We start from the raw sequence: 18924 nt of genomic DNA, 5'->3' as shown, positions 1-18924 counted from the left end.
CGAACCGCGACTCGACCTGCTCGACCTGCTCGACTGTCAGCTCATCGGCGCACGGATACACCAACGAGCTCCCACCACATCCCTCACGCGGACGCGGTTGCGGGATTAGGCTGACCGGATGACAGCTGATCGCACAGCAGCCAGATACCGCCGCGTCCTCGCCCTGGCCGGCGCGGCCGGGATCGCCCTTGTCGGGAGCGCCTGTTCCTCGTCCGGGAGTTCCGGCGGGGCCGCCTCGGGCGGTGCGAGGCTGTCCTACGACCGGGTCGCCTCGACGGCGAAGCAGCTGACGAGTACGTCGGCCTGCCCGTTCGGCCTCGATCCGGCGGCGGCGCTGAAAGCGGCCGGTGCCGAACGGACCGTCACCCCGGCGGCGTCCGGCGGCGACCCCGCGGTTTAGGGGACCGTCGACCCGGGCCGCCCGGCCCAGGCCTGGCCCAGCGGGCAGCCCACGCCGTCCGGACTCCCCTCCGTCCCCGCCGTCCCGCCGAACGCGTCCATCGTCTGCACCTTCACGGCTTCGGAAGCACCGATGGAGATCGGCCTCGTGGCCGTGTCCGAGGATGAGGTGGCGGTGAACCTGGTGCTGCCGCAGATCGCTGCCTTCGGCAACCTCAGCGCCGACGAGGTGATGACGTTCTCCAAGGACGAGCCCGGGATCGGCCGGACCAGGGTCACCCCGGGCCGGGGCACGGCCGCCGTCGCACGGGTGGCGGTGGCGGGCAAGGGCGACTTGGCGCTCGTGGTCTCCCAAGGATCGACCGTCACCAAGGCGGACCCGGCCCTGGCCGGCGAGTCGCTCAGGAAGGTCACCGAGGCACTCGCGGCCCAGCTGCGGCCGTAGGCGGCGCCGGCAGACGACCCCGCCGCGCACCGCTCGCCGCCCGACCGGAGCGAGCCAGTGCGGTACCCGGGAGGGCCGAACCGGAGGTCGCCAGGGCCGGGGCCGCCCCGGAGGCCCGGGTGGCTCCGAACGAGTACCGCGACTCGGCCTGCTCAGCCGTCGGCTCATCGGCACCCAGATACACCGACGAGCCCCCACCACATCCGCCGTGCAGATGCGGTTGCGGTACTAGGACGGGCAGAACGCCCGGGGCGACGGCGAAAAGGGGGGTACGGAGGGGCTTCCCGTCCCCCTTTTCGCGTGGTCTCAGCGCTCCAGGACCAGTGCGAGGCCCTGGCCGACGCCGATGCAGAGCGCCGCGAGGCCCGTGCCCGATCCGGCCGCCGCGAGCTGGTGGGCCACCGCCCCGGCCAGACGGGCGCCGGACGCGCCCAGCGGGTGGCCGATCGCGACGGCCCCGCCGCGCGGGTTGACGGTCTCCGGGTCGAGGTCCGGCCACTCGGCGAGGCAGCCGAGCGCCTGGGCCGCGAACGCCTCGTTGAGCTCGAAGGTCCTCAGGTCGGCGAAGGAGCGTCCGGCCTTCTCCAGGGCCCGGCGGACCGCCTCGACCGGACCGAGGCCGAAGAGCTGGGGCTCGATGCCGGTGACGGCGGAGGCGCGGATGCGGGCGAGCGGCTCGCGGCCGGTCTCGCGCAGCCCCTCCTCGTCCACGAGGAGCAGGGCCGCCGCGCCGTCGTTGAGCGGCGAGGAGTTGCCCGCCGTGACGGTGCCGCCCTCGGTCCGGAAGGAGGGCTTGAGCCGGGCGAGGGCCTCCGTGGAGGTGTTGTCCCGGATCGACTCGTCGCGGGTCAGGTCCGCGCCCGGGTACGGCACGACCTCGTCGTCGTAGAGGCCCTTGGCCCACGCCTCGGCGGCCTTGCGGTGGCTGGCGAGGGCGAAGGCGTCCTGCCGCTCGCGGGTGAGGCCGTGCTTGTCGGCGATCAGCTCGGCGCCCTCGCCCAGGGAGACCGTCCACGCGGCGGGCATCCGCGGATTGGTCATGCGCCAGCCGAGCGTCGTGGAGTGGAGCTGCTGGTGGCCGGCGGGGAAGGCCCGCTCGGGCTTCTGGAGGACCCAGGGGGCGCGGGACATCGACTCGACGCCGCCGGCGATCGCCACGGAGGCGTCCCCGAGGGCTATCGCGCGGGCCGCCTGGATCACGGCCTCCAGGCCGGAGCCGCAGAGGCGGTTGACGGTGACGCCGGGGACGGTGACGGGCAGCCCCGCGAGCAGGACGGCCATCCGCGCCACGTCGCGGTTGTCCTCGCCCGCGCCGTTGGCGTCGCCGAAGTAGACGTCGTCCACGCGGGCCGGGTCGAGCGCGGGCGAGCGGTCCACGAGCGCCCGTACGACATGGGCCGCGAGGTCGTCGGGGCGCACGGGGGCGAGGGCGCCGCCGAACTTCCCGATCGGGGTGCGGACGGCGTCGACGATGTAGACGTCGCGGATGCTCATCGGTTCTCTCCCACGTGGCCTTCGGAACGGCTCTGTTCACCCGGTGGGACCCTCTTCGCCCCACCGGGCGCGCAGAGTCTCCGCCCGGCGGCCCGCCCTGTCAACGGGCCGCTTCCGGAGGGGGCCCGTCGACAGGGCCGCGCGCCGGTCCGGGACCGTGTGCCGGGAGGGCGGGATCAGGTCCGTCCGACCGGGCGGGCCAGGGGGACGAGGCCGTAGTCGAGTTCCCGGCCGTCGACGAGCAGCGCCTCGACCGCGCCCGTCTCGGGGTCGATGTCGGCCCTGACGCCGTGGCCCTCGTAGACCGGGTAGCCGGAGGCGCCCCGGCGTCCGGTGGCCTCCACGACGGCCGTGCGGACGGCGCTGTCCGCGACGGAGGCGCCGCGCCGGTCCTCGACGTGTCCGGGCACCAGCAGGATCTCGAACCGCTTCGGAACTGTGCTCATGAACCGACGCTAAGCGTTCGCGCGGGCCCGCGCCGCACGACCGGCGCCGACGGCCGCGGGTGGGAACGTGCGGCGGCCGGCCCGGCCGGGGCCGTAGGGTCGGACCCCGGCCCGCGGGCCCGCCCCGCGGGCGCCGGACACCGGCACACCGGCACACCGACGGAGAACGGCGGAGAGAGGGAGGGGCGGCACCGTGCGTCTGCACACCACCACCTGGGGGACCGGGGACCGGACGGCCCTGCTCGTCCACGGCCTCATGGCGGACCACCGCACCTGGCGCCGGTTCGGGCCCGCGCTCGCGGAGCGCGGTTACCGGGTGGTGGCGGTGGACCTGCGGGGGCACGGGGCCAGCGGACGGGGCGCGGGCCCCGGGGAGTACCGGCCGGAGGACTACGCCGACGACCTCGTGGAGTCCGTACCGGCCGGTTGCGAACTGGCCGTCGGGCACTCGCTCGGCGCGCTCGTGCTCGCGCGGGCGGTGGAACGGCTCGGGTCCCGCCGGGCGGTGTACTCCGACCCGGCCTGGCACCTGGGGGCCGGGCCCGCCGCCTACCGGGCCGAACTCTTCGTGCGGGGCAAGCGGCTGACCCGGGAGATGATCCGCCGTCTCCATCCGGACTGGACGGAGGAGGACGTCGACGTCGAGGCGGACGCGGTGCGGATGTGGGACGAGCGGACGGCGTACGCCCTGGAGGAGCTGACGGGCACCGACCTGTGGCCGGTCCGGCCGGTCGTCCCCTCGCTGGTCGTCCTCGCCGATCCGAGCCTGCCGGTCTCGCCCGGGAACGCCCGGATGCTGGCGGAGCGCGGGTTCGGGGTCCGTACGGTGACGGGGGCCGGGCACACCGTCCACCGCGACGACTTCGACGGCTTCGTGTCCGCCCTGGACGGCTGGATCTGACGCACGCGTACCGGAGGCGGGCCGCGGCCGGACCGCTCTCGCCGGCGACCTCCAGGACGGTTGTGCGGCCGGTGTCGGGGGTGTCGGGTCCGGGCCCGTGGAGGCGGGTTCCGGCCAGGTCGTCGGCGAGGGAGACGGTCCGGCCGTCCGGGGCGCGGTGGTGGCCGGCGGCGACGATCTCCTCGGTCCGCCACGCGATCTCGCGCGGTCGTGTCTCATGCGCTCATGCGCGTCGGCGTGATCGTTCCGTCCGGCTCGGAACAACGGGTTTCCGACAGGTTTCCGGGGCGGCGGGGAATTCGCGGCGGACGCGGGTACAGAGGGCGCGTAGGGACCGCCGGGGTGCTCTTGCACGCCGGTCGGTGGTGGCTTTAGGTGGAACCAGTGGCGTTCCGGGACCCGTGTGCCCGGGAGCCGCGCCCCGGCGTCCCCGGTGGCGCGGCTCCGGGGACGGACCGTTCCGGGGCCCGCCCCCGAGGACCAGGAGGTGCACGGATGTCACCGAGCGGCACGCGGCGCGACGATCCCCCGCTCACCGAGGAGGAGGCGGAGGAGCTGTTGCGGTGCATCTGTTTCAAGACCGGCCCGCCCCGCACCGTGGGGGTGGAACTGGAGTGGCTGGTGCACGACCTGCGGGACCCCCGGCTCCCCGTACGGCCGCCGAGACTGGCGGCGGCGTTCGGCGCCCTGCGGGCCCTGCCCCTGGTGTCGTGCCTGACGTTCGAACCCGGCGGTCAGGTGGAGCTCAGCTCCCGTCCGGCCGGGACGCTCATGGAGTGCCTGGACACCCTCGCCTCCGACCTGCGGGCGGTGCGGGGCGCGCTCGGACCGCTCGGCCTCGCCCTCGGCGGGTACGGGGTGGACCCGTGGCACGCGCCGCGCGACCGGGTGCTCCACGAGCCGCGGTACGACGCGATGGAGACCGCGCTCGACCGGACCGGGCCGGCCGGGCGGGCGATGATGTGCGAGTCGGCCTCCGTGCAGGTCTGCCTCGACGCGGGGCTCGACGGGCCGGGCCCGCTGGGCCACCGGAGGCGGTGGCGGACGGCCCACCTCCTGGGCGCGGTGCTCGTGGCCGCCTTCGCCAATTCGCCCGTGCACGGCGGGCGCCGGACCGGGTGGCGCTCGACGCGGCAGGCCCTGTGGGCCGACCTCGATCCGCTGCGGACGCTCGCTCCCCGGCCGGCCGGGGAGCCGCGCGAGGAGTGGGCGGCGCACGTGCTCGACGCCCCGGTGCTGTGCGTGCGGTCGGACGAGGGGCCGTGGGCCGTGCCGGAGGGGCTGACCTTCCGGGAGTGGCTGCGCACGGGCCTTCCCCGTCCGGCGGGCGCCGACGACCTGCGCTACCACCTGACGACGCTCTTCCCGCCGGTACGTCCGCGCGGCCACCTGGAGCTGCGGATGATCGACGCGCAGCCGGGGCCGGACGGCTGGATGGTGCCGGCGGCGGTGACGACGGCGGTCTTCGACGACCCGGAGGCGGCGGAGGCCGTGCACCGGGCGGTCGAGCCGCTCGCGGAACGGGCCGGTGACGGGCCCGCGCCGCGCAATCCGCTCTGGGTGGCGGCCGCCCGTGACGGCCTGGCCGATCCCGGGCTGCACGCCGCCGCCCGGACGGTCTTCTCCGCCGCCCTGGAGGCGCTGCCCCGGATCGGGGCGGGCGAGGAGGTGCGGCGGCTGGTCGCCGCCTTCCACGAGCGGTACGTGGTGCCCGGCGGCTCCCCGGCCGACGACCTCCGGGCGGTGGCCTCGTGACCGCGCGCGCGAACGGGAAGGCGGTCGGGTCCGGGGACGCCTCCGGTGCGACGCGCGGGCGCGCCCTGGACGCGCTCGTCGCCGCGCGGGACCGCACCCTCCTGCTCACCTCCTGCGTGGGGGACGACGACCTGACGGCGCAGCACTCGCCCCTGATGTCGCCGCTGGTCTGGGACCTGGCGCACATCGGCAACCAGGAGGAGCTGTGGCTGTGGCGGGGCGTCGCGGGGGGCGAGGCGCTGCTGCCCGGGATCGATCCGCTGTACGACGCCTTCGAGCACCCGCGTGCCACCCGGCCGTCGCTGCCCCTGCTCCCGCCGGGCGAGGCCCGCGCCTACGCGGCGGACGTGCGGCTGCGGGTCATCGACCTCCTGGAGCGGGCGCCGCTGGAGGGACGGCCACTGCTCGACGGGGGGTTCGTCTTCGGCATGGTCGCCCAGCACGAACAGCAGCACGACGAGACGATGCTGGTCACCCATCAGCTCCGGCGGGGGCCGGCCGTCCTGACCGCTCCCCCGCCGCCGGACCACCGGGACGGCCCGCTGCCGGCCGAGGTCCTGGTGCCCGGCGGGCCGTTCACCATGGGGACCTCGGACGAGCCGTGGGCCCTCGACAACGAGCGGCCCGCGCACCGCCGGGACGTGCCCGCCTTCCACATCGACACCACGCCGGTCACGAACGGCGCCTACCTGGCCTTCGTCGCCGACGGCGGCTACACGGACCGGCGCTGGTGGCGGCCCGAGGGGTGGGCGCAGATCCGGGAGCACGGCATCGGGGCGCCCCTGTTCTGGCGCCGCGACGGCGGGCAGTGGCTGCGCCGCCGGTTCGGGGTGACCGAACCCGTACCGGAGGAGGAGCCGGTCCTGCACGTGAGCTGGTACGAGGCGGACGCCTACGCGCGCTGGGCGGGGCGCAGGCTCCCGACGGAGGCCGAGTGGGAGAAGGCGGCCCGGTTCGACCCGGCCTCCGGCCGTTCCCGCCGCTACCCGTGGGGCGACGCCGACCCCGGCCCGGAGCACGCGAACCTCGGGCAGCGGCACCTGCGTCCCGCGGCGGCGGGCGGCTATCCGGCGGGCGCCTCGCCGCTGGGCGTGCGGCAGCTGATCGGGGACGTGTGGGAGTGGACGGCGAGCGACTTCCTGCCGTACCCGGGGTTCAGGTCCTTCCCGTACAAGGAGTACTCGGAGGTGTTCTTCGGCCCGGGGCACAAGGTGCTGCGGGGCGGGTCGTTCGCGGTGGACCCGGTCGCCTGCCGGGGCACCTTCCGCAACTGGGACCTGCCGGTGCGGCGCCAGATCTTCGCCGGTTTCCGCACGGCGCGCTCCGCGGAGCTGGGCTGATGTGCCGTCACCTCGCCTACGTGGGCGATCCGGTGGCGCTCGGCGAGCTGATCGTCCGGCCCGAGCACGGGCTGCTGCGCCAGTCCTGGGAGCCCCGCACGCAGTCCAGCGGGGTGGTGAACGCCGACGGATTCGGCGTGGGCTGGTACGCCGAGGGCGACCCGGTGCCCGCCCGCTACCGGCGTTCCGGCCCGATCTGGGGCGACCTCTCCTTCGCCGACCTGGCGCGGGTGGTCCGTTCCGGAGCGCTGCTCGCGGCGGTCCGGGGGGCCACGCTGCCCGGGGCCGACGGGGAGGCGGCGGCGACGCCGTTCGCCTCCGGGCCCTGGCTGTTCAGCCACAACGGCATGGTCGTGGGGTGGCCGGACTCCCTGGTCCCGCTCGGCGCGACGCTGTCCGCCGGGGAGCTGCTGCGCCTGGAGGCCCGCACCGACTCGGCGCTCGTGTGGGCGCTCGTCCTGCACCGGCTGCGGGCCGGGGACGGGCCGGGCGACGCGCTCGCCGGCGCCGTGCGGGAGGTCGCGGAGGCGGCACCCGGCTCCCGGCTGAACCTGCTGCTCACCGACGGCGTCCGGATCGCCGCGACCGCCTGGGGGAACAGCCTCTGGTACCTGACGGGCCCCGGCCGGACGGTCGTGGCCTCCGAACCGTACGACGACGACCCGCGCTGGCGGGAGGTGCCCGAGCGGACGCTCGTGACCACCGACCGTGCCGATGTCACCCTCACCCCGCTCAAGGAGCCGTCCGCGTGAGCCCGTTCCAGCTGACCCGTACCCTCGACCCGGAGGCCGCCGGCGCCGACCTGCGCGCCGACGTCGTCCACGGCCTGACCCGCTCCCCCAAGGAGCTGCCGCCCAAGTGGTTCTACGACGCCCGGGGCAGCGAGCTGTTCGAGGAGATCACCCGGCTGCCCGAGTACTACCCGACGCGGGCGGAGCGGGAGATCCTGGCCGCGCGGGCGCCGGAGATCGCCGCCGCGACCGGGGCCAGGACGCTGGTGGAGCTGGGCTCCGGCTCCTCCGAGAAGACGCGGTTCCTGATCGACGCGCTGCTGCCCGGTCTGGACAGCTACGTGCCCGTGGACGTGAGCGAGTCCGCGCTGACCGGGGCGGCCGGGTCGCTGCTCGCCGAGCGGCCGGAGCTGCGGGTGCACGCCCTCGTCGCGGACTTCACCCGGGGGCTGGCGCTGCCCGGCGCCCCGGGGCCGCGCCTGGTGGCCTTCCTCGGCGGGACCATCGGCAATCTGCTGCCCGGCGAACGGCGGACCTTCCTGCGCTCGGTCCGTTCGATGCTCGCGCCGGGCGACTCCCTGCTGCTCGGCACGGACCTGGTGAAGGACGAGGCGACGCTGGTGGCCGCCTACGACGACGCGGCCGGGGTGACCGGGGCGTTCAACCGGAACGTGCTGTCCGTGATCGACCGGGAGCTGGGCGCGGACGCCGATCCGGAGGACTTCGAGCACGTGGCGGTGTGGGACGCCGAGCGGGAGTGGATCGAGATGCGGCTGCGTGCCCGCCGCGCGCTCACCGTGAAGATCCCCGAACTGGACCTCGTGGTGCCGTTCGCGGCGGGCGAGGAGATGCGGACGGAGGTGTCGGCCAAGTTCCGTCAGGAGGGCGTGCGGGAGGAGCTGGCGGCGGCGGGCCTCGGCATGGCCCGCTGGTGGACGGACGGCGGGGAGAGGTTCGCGCTGTCGCTCGCGACGGCGCGCTGAGCGGTGGCGGGCCGGAGTGCTGCGGGCCGGGCGACGGCGCGCTGAGCGGCGGCGGCCAGGGCGCGGCGGTCCGGGTACCGGCCGCCCGGCAGCGGGTCCGCCGCGTGGACCTCGGCGGTGAGCCGCCGGGTGGTGACGACCCGCCACAGGGAGGCGCCGAGCGGGTCGTCACCGACGTACGCGGCGCCCTCGGTGGGCCGGTAGGCGATCCGTACCGGCTGTACGGCGCACCCGGCGTCCAGGGCGGCCTGGAAGACGGCCGGCCGGAAGCGCCCCCCGGCCCGGCCGCACCACGTGGAGCCCTCGGGGAAGACGACCACCCGGCCGCCGTCCGCGAGCGCTCCGGTCACGGCGCGCACGGTGCCGGGGAGGGCCCTGAGCCGGTCCCGTTCGACGAAGAGGGTGCCGCCGAGGGCGGCGAGCGTGCCGAGGACCGGCCAGTGGCGGACCTCGGCCTTGGCGACCGCCCGGCCGGGCAGGACGGCCGCGAGGAGCGGGACGTCCAGCCAGGAGACGTGGGGGGCGACGACGAGGAGCGGGCCGGCGGGCGCCGGGTTCCCCGTGTACCGGGCGCGTACGCCGAAGGCGCGGACCACCGCCCGCGCCCAGACGCGGACCAGGGCGAGCCGGGTGGCGGACGGGAGGAGGGCGGTGCCCGGGGCGAGCAGGACGCCGAGGAGGACGGTGCCGGTGCCGGCGGCGAGGCGGGCCAGGGCCCGCAGGAGGCCGGCCGTCGCCGTGCCGGGGCGGCGGCCGGCGCGGTCCCCCGCGCGGTGGTCCGTGCCGGGGTGGGCGGTGCAGCGGCCCGGGGTGCAGGGTGCCGTGGGGAACCACGGCGGGATCGCCGCGGGCCCGTTCACGCGGCCGGGGCGAGCGACAGGAAGTGCTGGAGGTAGCGCGGGTGGGTGCGCCGCAGCGAGAGGAGGACGTAGAAGTCGGCGACGCCGAAGCCGGGGTCGTGCGCGGGGGCCCCGCAGACCCGGGCGCCGAGCCGGAGGTAGCCGCGCAGCAGCGGGGGCAGTGCGGTGCGGCCCTCGGGACGGGTGACGCCCTCGGAGTTCCAGGGCCGGTGCGGGGTGACCCGGTACTCCTCCGGGGCGAGGTGCTTGGCCCGGACGGTGTCCCAGGTGGCGGCGGCGAGGGCGCCGCCGTCGGCGAGCGGGACCGAGCAGCATCCGGCGAGCCAGTTGTGACCCGTCGCCGCCATGTAGCGGGCGAGTCCGGCCCAGATGAGGGCGATGACGGCGCCGTCGCGGTGGTCGGGGTGGACGCAGGAGCGGCCGACCTCCACCAGGTCGTGCCGGACGGGGGCGAGGCGGGTGAGGTCGAACTCGCCCTCGGAGTAGAGGCGTCCGGCGGCGGCGGCCCGCTCGGGCGGCAGGAGCCGGTAGGTGCCGACGACCTCGCCGGTGGTCTCCTCCCGTACGAGGAGGTGGTCGCAGTGGGCGTCGAAGGCGTCGCCGTCGAGGCCGGGTTCGGGGCCGTCGAGGCGGGCTCCCAGTTCTCCGGCGAAGACCCGGTGGCGCAGCCGCTGGGCGGCGCGCACGTCCTCCTGGTCGCGGGCGAGGCCGACGGCGTACCGGGGCGCGGGCCGCCCGGTGCGGGCCCGGGACGGCGCGGGGACGGCGGGCGTGTGCGTCGGTGCGGACATGGCGGGCTCCTCCGGCGGACGGAAGGGGACGGGACGGGGCCGGGCCGCCTGCGCGGTGGCCCTGCCCCCTACTTCTTCCGCGACCGGCTGGATTCGGCGTGACCGTCCGGGGGTTCCCGGGTGTGGGAACGCTGAATGCTATTCGGCGAGGGTCTCGGTGATCTCCGCCGAGGCCCTCCGGGCCGCCTCGGCCGGGTCCTCGCCCCGCAGGACGGCCGTCATGTAGGGCTTGATCGGGTTGTCCGCCTCGACGTCGGCCCACTGGGGGGAGTTGGGGGTGGCCCGGCCGCGCGCGGCCCCCTCGGCCATGACGGCGGTGGCCTCCTGGCCGGCGACGGCGGGGGCGAGGCCCTTCTTGTTGGGCACGTAGCCCATGGCGCGGGCGAGTTCGGTCTGCCACTTCTCGCCGGCCAGCGCCTTGACCACGTCGAGGGCGGCGGCGCGGCGGGGCGCGTTCTCCGGGATGATGAGGTCGGAGCCGCCGGTGAAGACGGCGCAGGGCCGGCCGGCCACGGCGCCGGGTATCGGGAAGTAGCCGAGCTTGTCCTTGAGCCCCGGGTTGGCCTTGAGGATCGCGGCGACGGCGCTGGGGGCGGCGACGAGCTGGGCCACGTCGCCCTTGGCGAAGACGTCGGCCTGCGGCGGGTTCTGTTCGTCGGCGTCCTTGGGGCCGGAGCCGAGGGACTGGAGCTCCTTGTAGAAGGCCATGCCGCGCCGGGCCGCCGGGCTGTCGAGGGCGCCCGTCCACTCGCCGCCCTTCTCGACGGCCAGTTCGCCGCCCTCGTCCCAGATGAAGCCGGAGAGGGTGTACCAGTCCTGTCCGGCGAGGTAGATGCCCTGGGAACCGTTCCTGTTGAGCTTCTCGGTGTCCGCGAGCCATGCGGCGCGGGTGGCCGGCGGCTTGTCGATCCCGGCCGTCCGGAACAGGTCCTTGTGGTAGATGACGATCCGGTTGGCCGCGTACCAGGGAATGCCGTACTGGGTTCCGCCGATGCGCCCGGGTTCGGCGAGGCCGGGCAGCCAGTCCTCGCTGCCGAGGTCGCGCACCGACTCCAGGGTGAGGTCGTACAGCTTGCCGGTGTCGGCGTACTGGGCGACCTGGGTGTTGCCGACCTCGATGACGTCGGGGCCGCCGGGTCCCTTGATCGCCTCGGTGACCTTCTTGCCGATGCCGGTCCACTCCTGGATGGTCACCTCCAGCCGGACGCCGTCGTGCTCGTCCTCGTACGCCTTCGTGAAGCGGTCCAGGAATTCCTGGCTGGCGCTGTCCCGCATCAGCCAGATGCGCACGGTCTGCGTCCCGCCGCCGCCCGGCAGCATCCCGCAGCCCGCGAGGGCGAGCGCGGTGACGACTGCCAGGGGACAGGCGAGGTGGCGGTTCTTCACGTGGGTCACCTTCTGCGGTTCAGCACGGGGTCGTGCGTGGGGGAGCCGACCCGGCATGGGGGGACCGAACGGGGCGTTCGCGCGGGTATGTGGCCTGGATTCTGGTCTGGACCAACGAGATGGTCAAGTCCTTGACCATCTCTTCCGTCCCCCCCGGCGGACGGCCCGCTCCCCCGTCCCGGCGGTTCCCCGGGGCGTGGGGAGGCCGTCGTGTCGCGCCCCGGCGCGGCCTGGGGCACGGTGGAGGAAAGGCACCGAGAGGAGTCCGTCCCCCATGACGAACCACACCTACCGCGTCACCGAGATCGTCGGCACCTCCACCGAGGGCGTCGACGAGGCCATTCGCAACGGCATCGAGCGTGCCTCGCAGACCCTGAGGGGCCTCGACTGGTTCGAGGTGACCCAGGTAAGGGGCCACCTCGTCGACGGCGCGATCGAGCACTACCAGGTCGGCCTGAAGGTCGGCTTCCGCCTGGAGGACGAGAACTGACTCGCCGTGACGGTCGGCTCCCCGCGGGGCCGGGTGCGGTCCTCCTCCTCCGCCCGGTCCTCCACGGGGCCGGGTACGGGCCTTCCCTCCCGTCCGGTCCCCCCGTCACCCGCCGCCCCGCGCGGGTGTCCGGCGGTCAGGTGCGGCCCTCCTTCTCTTGGGCCTCCCTCAGCACCGCCGACGGGGCCGCCCAGTGGGCCCGTACGACGGTGAAGCCGGCCGCCTCCGCCGCGTCGCACACCGCCGGGTCGTCGTCGACCAGCATCCTGACCCGGCGGTCGACGGCGAGTTCCCGCAGCACCTCCAGCTTGGTCACCCGGGCCGGCCGGAAGTCGCGGTGGCGGCGCATGTGGAGCGGGCCCTCCGGAAGCCCCTGCTCCGCAAGCCAGTCCACGGTCGCGCGGCGGCAGCGCTCCGGCCGGCCGGTGAGGTAGACGACCTCGCACTCCACGGCCGCCTCGCGGCACAGCGCGACGCCCTCCTCCAGCGGCGGATCACCGGGCGCCGCCGCGAAGAACGTGTCCCAGTCCTTGGGCCTCCGCTCCAGGAAGCGCCGGCGGTGCGCGGTCGCGGCGAGGGTGTTGTCAAGGTCGAAGACGGCCAGGGGCCTGTTGTCCGGTGTCACGGTGCCAGGGTAGGAGGCGGGAATCCCCGCCGGAGGGCGGGTCGGGCCTCCCTCCGGCGGGACGGAACCGGGTGACGCGTACGGCGTACGCCCCCCGCCGAGCCGGACGCGCCGCGTACGGGAACGGGGACGCGGTCCGCGGCGGTCCGGCCCCGGACGGGGACGCGGGACCCCGTCAGGTCTCCCGGCGTCCCCGCAGTTCCTCCACGGCGACCCTGGCCGCCGCGCCGATCACGGCGTCGGCGCGCGGGAGCTTGCTGTCGGACCGGGCGGCCTGGGTGAAGACGACGGCGGTGTAGGCGCTGCCGTCGGCGAGTTCGACGACGCCCGCCTCGTGGCGCAGCGCGCCGAAGGTGCCGGTCTTGCCGTAGACGGTGACGTCGTCGTAGGGGAAGCCCGAGCCGAGGCGGTGCGTCCACGGCTGTCGGCGCATCACCTCGCGCATGAAGGCGCAGCGGTCTTCGGAGGCGGCCCGTCCGGTCCAGATCGCCCGCAGCAGCCTCGCGATGTCCGCCGGGGTGCTGGACGCCTTGTACGCCGGGTCGTACACGCCCGGTGGGACGACGGTGTCGTTGTCCGTCACGTGCGCCAGGGCGGCGTCCAGGGAATCGGCTCCCGTGTCGGCCAGCAGACGGCTGAACGTGTTGACGACGCCCCCGCGGACGTGGGTGTCGGGCATGCCCAGGTCGCGGCAGACGGCGTCGACCGCGTCCGGGCCGACCGTCCGGAGGACGGCGTCGGCCGAGGTGTTGTCGGAGATGGTCATCATCATCACCACCAGGTCGCGCAGCGACATGGTGACGGCGTCGTGCAGGATCGAGACGCCGGTCGGGCCGGGGACGCGCTCCTCCGGTTCCAGCGTCAGCCGGCGGCGCGGGTCGACGAGTCCCGCGTCGGCCAGGCGGCAGAAGGCGACCATCACCGGCACCTTGTAGATCGAGCCCATGGGCAGCCGTTCGTCGGGATCGATCGTCACCCGGGCCGACGGCCGGTCGAGTTCCGCCACGTGCAGCCAGCCGCGCACGCCCGCGTCGTCGAACATGGTCCGGATCGTCCGCTCCACGCCGCCCCCGCGCCGCGCTCCGCTCACGACGCCCCCTCCCCGGCCAGCGCGTCCTCCAGCAGCCGCGCCGTCCTGGCGGTCTCCTCGGCGCCCGGACGGCGCGGGTCCCAGGCCACCCGCAGCCGCAGGGGAAGCGGTGGGTCCGTCGCCGCCCGCCGCTCGACGCCGGAGGCCGCGAGCCCGCCGTCCGCCGTGACCATCACCGCCTGTCCCGCCGCGACGAGCGCGAGGCCGGCCCGCTCGTCGGAGACCACCACGGTCTCCACCCGGCGGCCGCGACTGGCCAGGGTGTCGAGGAACAAGTCGTGGGCCGCCGGGGCTCCGGCGCGGGGGCGTACGGCGACGGGCAGGCGCGCGACCGACGCGTCCCCGCGCCCGGCCGGGGCGAGGAGCCAGGTCGGGAGGAGGACGACGCGTCCCGCGGCCAGGCCGTGCAGCACGGAGGGGTGCCGGATCACGGCGATGTCCAGCCGCCCGGCGGCGACGTCGCCGAGCAGTGCGACGGTCGGGGCCGTGACCATGCCGATCCGTGCCCGCTCACCCGCCCGGACCGGCGCGGCCGCCACACCGGCCGCGAGGGCCGTCGGCACCTCGGGGGCCAGGCCGAGCCGCAGCCGCCGGCCGTCCGCGCGCTCGCGCGCCCCGGTCTCGCGGAGTTCCGCGAGCGCGGCCAGCGCCCTGCGGGCGTGCGGGAGCAGGAGCGCCCCCTCCTCCGTGAGGGAGACTCCCCTGCCACGGTCGAACAGACGGACGCCGAGCAGGGTCTCCAGGCGGCGCAGCCCCTGCGACAGCGGCGGCTGGGTGATGCCCACCCGCTGCGCCGCGTCTCCGAAATGTTCCTCCTCCGCCAGCGCGACGAAGATTTCCAGATGTCGTTCCGTCAGCACTCTGACCCTCTTGACGTGCGTCGATACGTGTTGCGAATTGCTCGGACCCCGAGAGCGTATTCGACATGCGGCGCGGGGGCGGGTTTGACTCCCGACGAGGGGGCCCGGCGCCTCCGGCGGCTCCCGCCGGCCGCCGGGCCCCGTCGGCGCCGGGACCGCGTCCGGCGGCGCCGACGCGGGGCCGGTCGCCACGCGGTTCCCGACCGCCCTGGCCCGCCGAGCCGGGAAGCGGACGAACACGAACGACCACCGACGAAAGGAACACCCGCTCACCATGCGCGCCCGAACGCCCGTCTCCCGTCGTACCGTCCTCGCCGCGCTGGCCGGGGTCACGGCCCTGCCCCTCTCCGGATGCGCCGCCGGCCCGGACACCGCCTCCCCGGCGGCCACCGGCGGGACCCCACCCGCCTCGAAGCCCTCCCCGCCGGCGCCCGCCCCCCGCGCGTTCGGCGAACTGGAGCGGAGGTTCGGCGCCCGGCTGGGGGTCTACGCGCTCGACACCGGCAGCGGCCGGACCGTGACCCACCGGCCCGACGAACGCTTCGCCTACGCCTCCACCTGCAAGGCGCTGCTCGCCGGCGCCGTACTGGACAGGAACTCCCTCCGGGGGCTCGACCGGCTCGTGCGCTACGGCCGTGGCGAGATCATCAGCAACTCGCCGGTCACCGAGCGGCACGTCACCACCGGCCTGACCCTGCGCGAGCTGTGCGACGCCGCGGTCCGCTACAGCGACAACGCGGCGGCCAACCTGCTCTTCCGCGAGATCGGCGGCCCTCGCGGCCTCCAGGACGCCCTGCGCGCGCTCGGTGACGACGTCACCCGCTGCGACCGGTACGAGGTCGCGCTCAGCGACGCCGTCCCCGGCGACCCCCGCGACACCAGCACGCCCCGCGCCCTCGCGGGCGACCTGCGCGCGTACGCCCTCGGCACCGCCCTCCCGGCCGACAAGCGGGCCCTGCTCACCGACTGGCTCAAGCGCAACACGACCGGTGACCGCACCATCCGCGCCGGTACCCCCAAGGGCTGGCAGGTCGGGGACAAGACCGGAGCGGGCGGCTACGGCACCCGCAACGACATCGCCGTCATCTGGCCGCCCGGCGCCGCTCCCCTCGTCCTGGCCGTCCTCTCCCGGCGCGACGTCAAGGGCGCCGCGCACGACGACGCCCTCGTCGCCCGCGCCACCGAGGTCGCCCTCGCGGCCCTCGCGTAGACGGCCGTCGCGCACCGGCCGCCGGACGCCGGAGGAACCCCGCCGCCCGAAGAAGAAGAAACCCGAAGAAGAAGAAAAAGGTACGTATCGGAGCGGTTCGGGCGGGTAGGGGACACCACGTACGACGCACGAGCACACACGCAGGGAGGAACCCCATGGGCAAGCTGGGCGACATGGCCAAGAAGGCCAAGGACATGGCGAAGGGCCACCCGGACCAGGCCGACCGGGGCGTGGAGCGCGCGGAACGCATGGTGGACGAGCGCACCGGCAACAAGTACGACGCGCAGACGGACAAGGCCGCCGACGCGGCCCGCCGCTCCTACGGCGGCGGTCAGGAACCCGGGCAGCGGTAACGGCGCGGCCCGCCGCGCGGCTCCCGTCCCTCCGGGGACGGGGGCCGCCGCGCTTCCCCCCGGGACTCCGCACCCCTCGACGGCGGAGCGCGCCTCTCATCCGGAGCAATAGACGGATAGTGGCTAAAATCAGGTCATGCACGACAGCCCGCACGACCCCTACGTCCGCGTCCGAGGCGCCCGCGAGCACAACCTCGCCGGGGTCGACGTCGACATCCCCCGTGACGCGCTGGTCGTCTTCACCGGCGTCTCCGGGTCCGGCAAGTCGTCCCTCGCCTTCGGCACCCTCTACGCCGAGGCCCAGCGGCGCTACTTCGAGTCGGTCGCCCCGTACGCGCGACGGCTGATCCACCAGGTGGGGGCGCCGGCCGTCGGCGAGATCACCGGGCTTCCCCCTGCGGTCTCCCTGGAGCAGCGCCGGTCGTCGCCGAACGCCCGCTCCTCCGTCGGCACCGTGACCACCCTCTCCAACTCGCTGCGGATGCTGTTCTCGCGCGCGGGCCGCTACCCGGAGGGAGCGGAACGGCTCGACTCCGACGCCTTCTCCCCCAACACGGCGGCGGGTGCGTGCCCCTCCTGCCACGGCCTGGGGCTGATCCACGAGACCAGTGAGGAACTCCTCGTGCCCGACCCGGACCTGTCGATCCGCGAGGGCGCGATCGCGGCCTGGCCGGGTGCCTGGCAGGGGAAGAACCTGCGGGACGTCCTGGCGGCGCTCGGCCACGACGTCGACCGGCCGTGGCGGGAGCTGGACGCCGAGGACCGGAAGTGGATCCTCTTCACGGACGAACAGCCGGTCGTGACCGTGCACCCGGTGCGGGAGGCGGGGCGCGTCCAGCGCCCGTACCAGGGCACGTACACGAGCGCCCGGCGGTACGTCCTGCGCACCTTCTCCGACTCGAAGAGCCCCTCCCTGCGCGCGAAGGCCGAGCGCTTCCTCACGGCCGCGCCGTGCCCGGTGTGCGGCGGCGGGCGGCTGCGGCCCGAGGCGCTGGCGGTGACCTTCGCGGGCCGGACCGTCGCCGAACTCGCCGCGCTGCCCCTGACGGCCCTGGCCGGTCTCCTCGCGACGGCGGCCACGGCGGCGGACGCCACGGAGACCTCGCGGGTGCTCACCGAGGACCTGGTCGCCCGGATCGGCACCGTGAGCGAACTGGGCCTCGGCTACCTGAGCCTGGACCGCGCCACCCCCACCCTCTCCAACGGCGAGCTGCAGCGGCTGCGGCTCGCCACCCAGCTGCGGTCGGGCCTGTTCGGCGTGGTGTACGTCCTCGACGAGCCGTCGGCGGGGCTGCACCCGGCCGACACCGAGGCCCTGCTCGTGGTCCTCGACCGGCTCAAGGCGGCGGGGAACTCGGTCTTCGTCGTGGAGCACCACCTCGACGTGGTCCGGCACGCCGACTGGCTGGTGGACGTGGGGCCGGGCGCCGGGGTGCACGGCGGGCGGGTGCTGCACAGCGGGCCGCCCGGCGAACTCGCCGGCGTCGAGGAGTCCGCGACGCGGCGGTTCCTCTTCGGCCGGGAGGCCGCTCCGGCGCGGGCGGTGCGCGAACCGGCGGGCTGGCTGCGGACGGGACCGGTCACCCGGCACAACCTGCGGGACGTGGAGGCGGCCTTCCCCCTCGGCGTGCTCACCGCCGTCACGGGCGTCTCCGGCTCGGGCAAGTCCACCCTCGTGGACGCGCTGACCGGTGAACTCGCCGAAGGAACCCGCCTGGTGACGGTTGATCAGCGCCCCATCGGCCGGACCCCGCGTTCCAACCTCGCCACGTACACGGGCCTCTTCGACGTCGTGCGCAAGCTGTTCGCGGAGACGGAGGAGGCGGTGGCGCGCGGGTACGGGGCGGGACGCTTCTCCTTCAACGTGCCCGGCGGGCGCTGCGAGACCTGCCGGGGCGAGGGGTTCGTCTCGGTCGAACTGCTCTTCCTGCCGAGTACGTACGCGCCCTGCCCCGACTGCCACGGGGCCCGCTACAACCCCGAGACCCTCCGGGTGCGGCTGCGCGGCCTCACCGTCGCCGAGGTCCTCGACCTGACCGTGGAGTCGGCCGCCGCCTTCTTCGAGGAGACCCCCGCCGCCGCGCGGAGCCTGCGCGCCCTCCTCGACGTGGGCCTCGGCTACCTGCGGCTCGGCCAGCCCGCCACGGAGCTCTCCGGCGGCGAGGCCCAGCGCGTCAAGCTCGCCTCCGAACTCCAGCGACCGCACCGCTCCCCCACCCTGTACGTGCTCGACGAGCCGACGACCGGACTGCACCCGGCCGACGTCGAGGTCCTGATGCGCCAGCTCCACGGCCTCGTGGACGCCGGGCACTCGGTGGTCGTCGTCGAGCACGACATGGACGTGGTCGCCACCGCCGACTGGGTGATCGACCTCGGTCCGGGCGGCGGGGACCGGGGCGGGCGGATCGTGGCGGCGGGCCCTCCGGACCGGGTGGCGGGCGCGGCGGACAGCCGCACCGCCCCTTATCTGGCCCGCGCCCTCTCCGGGCGGTCCTGAGGAACCGTCCGGAGAGGTGGAGGCGCGTGGCCTTCCGCACCCCGTGACGGTGGCGCGCCCGTGCCTCCCCCCGGGGACGTACGAGTCCGCCGCGCGCGTCGGCGTCCCCGACCGCTCGATCGCGCGGCGGTGACCGCTCGGCCGTGCGTCCGTGACCGCGCGGCCGTGCATCCGTACGGCATCGGCCCTGCTGGGGGGCCGCGTCCTGTCCGCTCCCCCGGACCACCGGCCCGCACGGTCCTCCGTCCGGCAGGGCATGATGGAGGAC

Annotated in this window: 19 protein-coding genes; 11 read left to right on the top strand and 8 right to left on the bottom strand. The window is 75.4% G+C overall.

Translation table 11 applies throughout. The features are described 5' to 3' along the window. The first annotated feature begins 118 nt into the window (after positions 1-118). On the top strand, positions 119-400 hold the full coding sequence (locus ACZ6AQ_RS27130) for a hypothetical protein (protein ID WP_468763199.1): 282 nt from the start codon (positions 119-121) through the stop codon (positions 398-400). Between the two features lie 132 nt (positions 401-532). Continuing rightward, positions 533-844 (top strand): hypothetical protein, encoded by a 312-nt coding sequence (locus ACZ6AQ_RS27125; protein WP_468763197.1) that lies wholly within the window; start codon positions 533-535, stop codon positions 842-844. 306 nt (positions 845-1150) lie between these two features. Here ACZ6AQ_RS27125 and ACZ6AQ_RS27120 read toward each other — a convergent pair whose 3' ends face one another. Both ACZ6AQ_RS27120 and ACZ6AQ_RS27115 read right to left on the bottom strand, forming a co-directional pair. Next, a complete protein-coding gene (locus ACZ6AQ_RS27120) occupies positions 1151-2338 on the bottom strand; it encodes a thiolase family protein (protein WP_468763195.1) in 1188 nt (395 codons plus the stop codon). Positions 2339-2514: 176 nt separating this feature from the next. Beyond that, complete coding sequence (locus ACZ6AQ_RS27115) at positions 2515-2784, bottom strand: DUF6296 family protein (protein ID WP_468763193.1); 270 nt, start codon at positions 2782-2784, stop codon at positions 2515-2517. Between the two features lie 193 nt (positions 2785-2977). Here ACZ6AQ_RS27115 and ACZ6AQ_RS27110 point away from each other — a divergent pair, with 193 nt between their 5' ends. The 5 genes from ACZ6AQ_RS27110 to egtD all read left to right on the top strand — a co-directional run bounded on the left by ACZ6AQ_RS27110 (position 2978) and on the right by egtD (position 8494). Then, positions 2978-3685 carry an alpha/beta fold hydrolase gene (locus ACZ6AQ_RS27110; protein WP_468763191.1) on the top strand — a complete coding sequence of 236 codons (708 nt, stop codon included), beginning with the start codon at positions 2978-2980 and terminating at the stop codon, positions 3683-3685. 495 nt (positions 3686-4180) lie between these two features. Next, a complete protein-coding gene (egtA, locus tag ACZ6AQ_RS27105; RefSeq protein WP_468763189.1) occupies positions 4181-5440 on the top strand; it encodes an ergothioneine biosynthesis glutamate--cysteine ligase EgtA in 1260 nt (419 codons plus the stop codon). Beyond that, positions 5437-6780, top strand: a complete 1344-nt coding sequence (egtB, locus tag ACZ6AQ_RS27100) for an ergothioneine biosynthesis protein EgtB (protein WP_468763187.1) — start codon at positions 5437-5439, stop codon at positions 6778-6780. Before egtA ends, egtB begins: the two co-directional genes overlap by 4 nt. After that, the gene (gene egtC, locus ACZ6AQ_RS27095) at positions 6780-7532 is read left to right on the top strand and encodes an ergothioneine biosynthesis protein EgtC (protein ID WP_468763185.1); all 753 of its coding nucleotides are present in this window, start codon (positions 6780-6782) and stop codon (positions 7530-7532) included. The genes egtB and egtC overlap by 1 nt, the downstream gene beginning before the upstream one ends. Beyond that, positions 7529-8494: an L-histidine N(alpha)-methyltransferase gene (gene egtD, locus ACZ6AQ_RS27090; RefSeq protein WP_388695849.1), complete on the top strand. Its 966-nt coding sequence runs from the start codon at positions 7529-7531 to the stop codon at positions 8492-8494. Before egtC ends, egtD begins: the two co-directional genes overlap by 4 nt. On the opposite strand, the gene ACZ6AQ_RS27085 is transcribed toward egtD, so the two are convergent. From ACZ6AQ_RS27085 to ACZ6AQ_RS27075, 3 genes are all read right to left on the bottom strand, one after another. Continuing rightward, the gene (locus ACZ6AQ_RS27085; protein WP_468763245.1) at positions 8389-9336 is read right to left on the bottom strand and encodes a lysophospholipid acyltransferase family protein; all 948 of its coding nucleotides are present in this window, start codon (positions 9334-9336) and stop codon (positions 8389-8391) included. The two genes, egtD and ACZ6AQ_RS27085, sit on opposite strands and share 106 nt — an antisense overlap. Positions 9337-9350: 14 nt before the next feature. After that, positions 9351-10145: a GNAT family N-acetyltransferase gene (locus ACZ6AQ_RS27080; RefSeq protein WP_468763183.1), complete on the bottom strand. Its 795-nt coding sequence runs from the start codon at positions 10143-10145 to the stop codon at positions 9351-9353. A 138-nt stretch (positions 10146-10283) separates the two neighbouring features. After that, a complete protein-coding gene (locus tag ACZ6AQ_RS27075) occupies positions 10284-11531 on the bottom strand; it encodes an extracellular solute-binding protein (protein ID WP_468763181.1) in 1248 nt (415 codons plus the stop codon). A 274-nt stretch (positions 11532-11805) separates the two neighbouring features. Here ACZ6AQ_RS27075 and ACZ6AQ_RS27070 point away from each other — a divergent pair, with 274 nt between their 5' ends. Continuing rightward, on the top strand, positions 11806-12021 hold the full coding sequence (locus tag ACZ6AQ_RS27070; protein ID WP_388695842.1) for a dodecin: 216 nt from the start codon (positions 11806-11808) through the stop codon (positions 12019-12021). A gap of 136 nt (positions 12022-12157) precedes the next feature. On the opposite strand, the gene ACZ6AQ_RS27065 is transcribed toward ACZ6AQ_RS27070, so the two are convergent. The 3 genes from ACZ6AQ_RS27065 to ACZ6AQ_RS27055 all read right to left on the bottom strand — a co-directional run bounded on the left by ACZ6AQ_RS27065 (position 12158) and on the right by ACZ6AQ_RS27055 (position 14596). Next, on the bottom strand, positions 12158-12646 hold the full coding sequence (locus tag ACZ6AQ_RS27065) for a phosphatase domain-containing protein (RefSeq protein WP_468763179.1): 489 nt from the start codon (positions 12644-12646) through the stop codon (positions 12158-12160). A gap of 175 nt (positions 12647-12821) precedes the next feature. Further along, positions 12822-13736, bottom strand: coding sequence for a serine hydrolase (locus ACZ6AQ_RS27060; protein WP_468763178.1), 915 nt, complete (start codon positions 13734-13736; stop codon positions 12822-12824). After that, positions 13733-14596 carry a LysR family transcriptional regulator gene (locus tag ACZ6AQ_RS27055; protein ID WP_468763177.1) on the bottom strand — a complete coding sequence of 288 codons (864 nt, stop codon included), beginning with the start codon at positions 14594-14596 and terminating at the stop codon, positions 13733-13735. The genes ACZ6AQ_RS27060 and ACZ6AQ_RS27055 overlap by 4 nt, the downstream gene beginning before the upstream one ends. A gap of 274 nt (positions 14597-14870) precedes the next feature. On the opposite strand from ACZ6AQ_RS27055, the gene bla reads away from it, so the two are divergent. The 3 genes from bla (at position 14871) to ACZ6AQ_RS27040 (ending at position 18656) form a co-directional block, all read left to right on the top strand. Then, positions 14871-15806, top strand: coding sequence for a class A beta-lactamase (gene bla, locus ACZ6AQ_RS27050; protein ID WP_468763176.1), 936 nt, complete (start codon positions 14871-14873; stop codon positions 15804-15806). Positions 15807-15961: 155 nt separating this feature from the next. Beyond that, positions 15962-16159 (top strand): antitoxin, encoded by a 198-nt coding sequence (locus ACZ6AQ_RS27045; RefSeq protein ID WP_388695829.1) that lies wholly within the window; start codon positions 15962-15964, stop codon positions 16157-16159. 136 nt (positions 16160-16295) lie between these two features. Further along, positions 16296-18656, top strand: coding sequence for an ATP-binding cassette domain-containing protein (locus ACZ6AQ_RS27040; protein WP_468763174.1), 2361 nt, complete (start codon positions 16296-16298; stop codon positions 18654-18656). Positions 18657-18924 lie beyond the last annotated feature (268 nt).

The organism is Streptomyces sp. NPDC041191 (assembly GCF_055591945.1).
The sequence above is the reverse complement of the archived record's forward strand: the minus strand, read 5'-3'. Positions and strand labels throughout refer to the sequence as shown.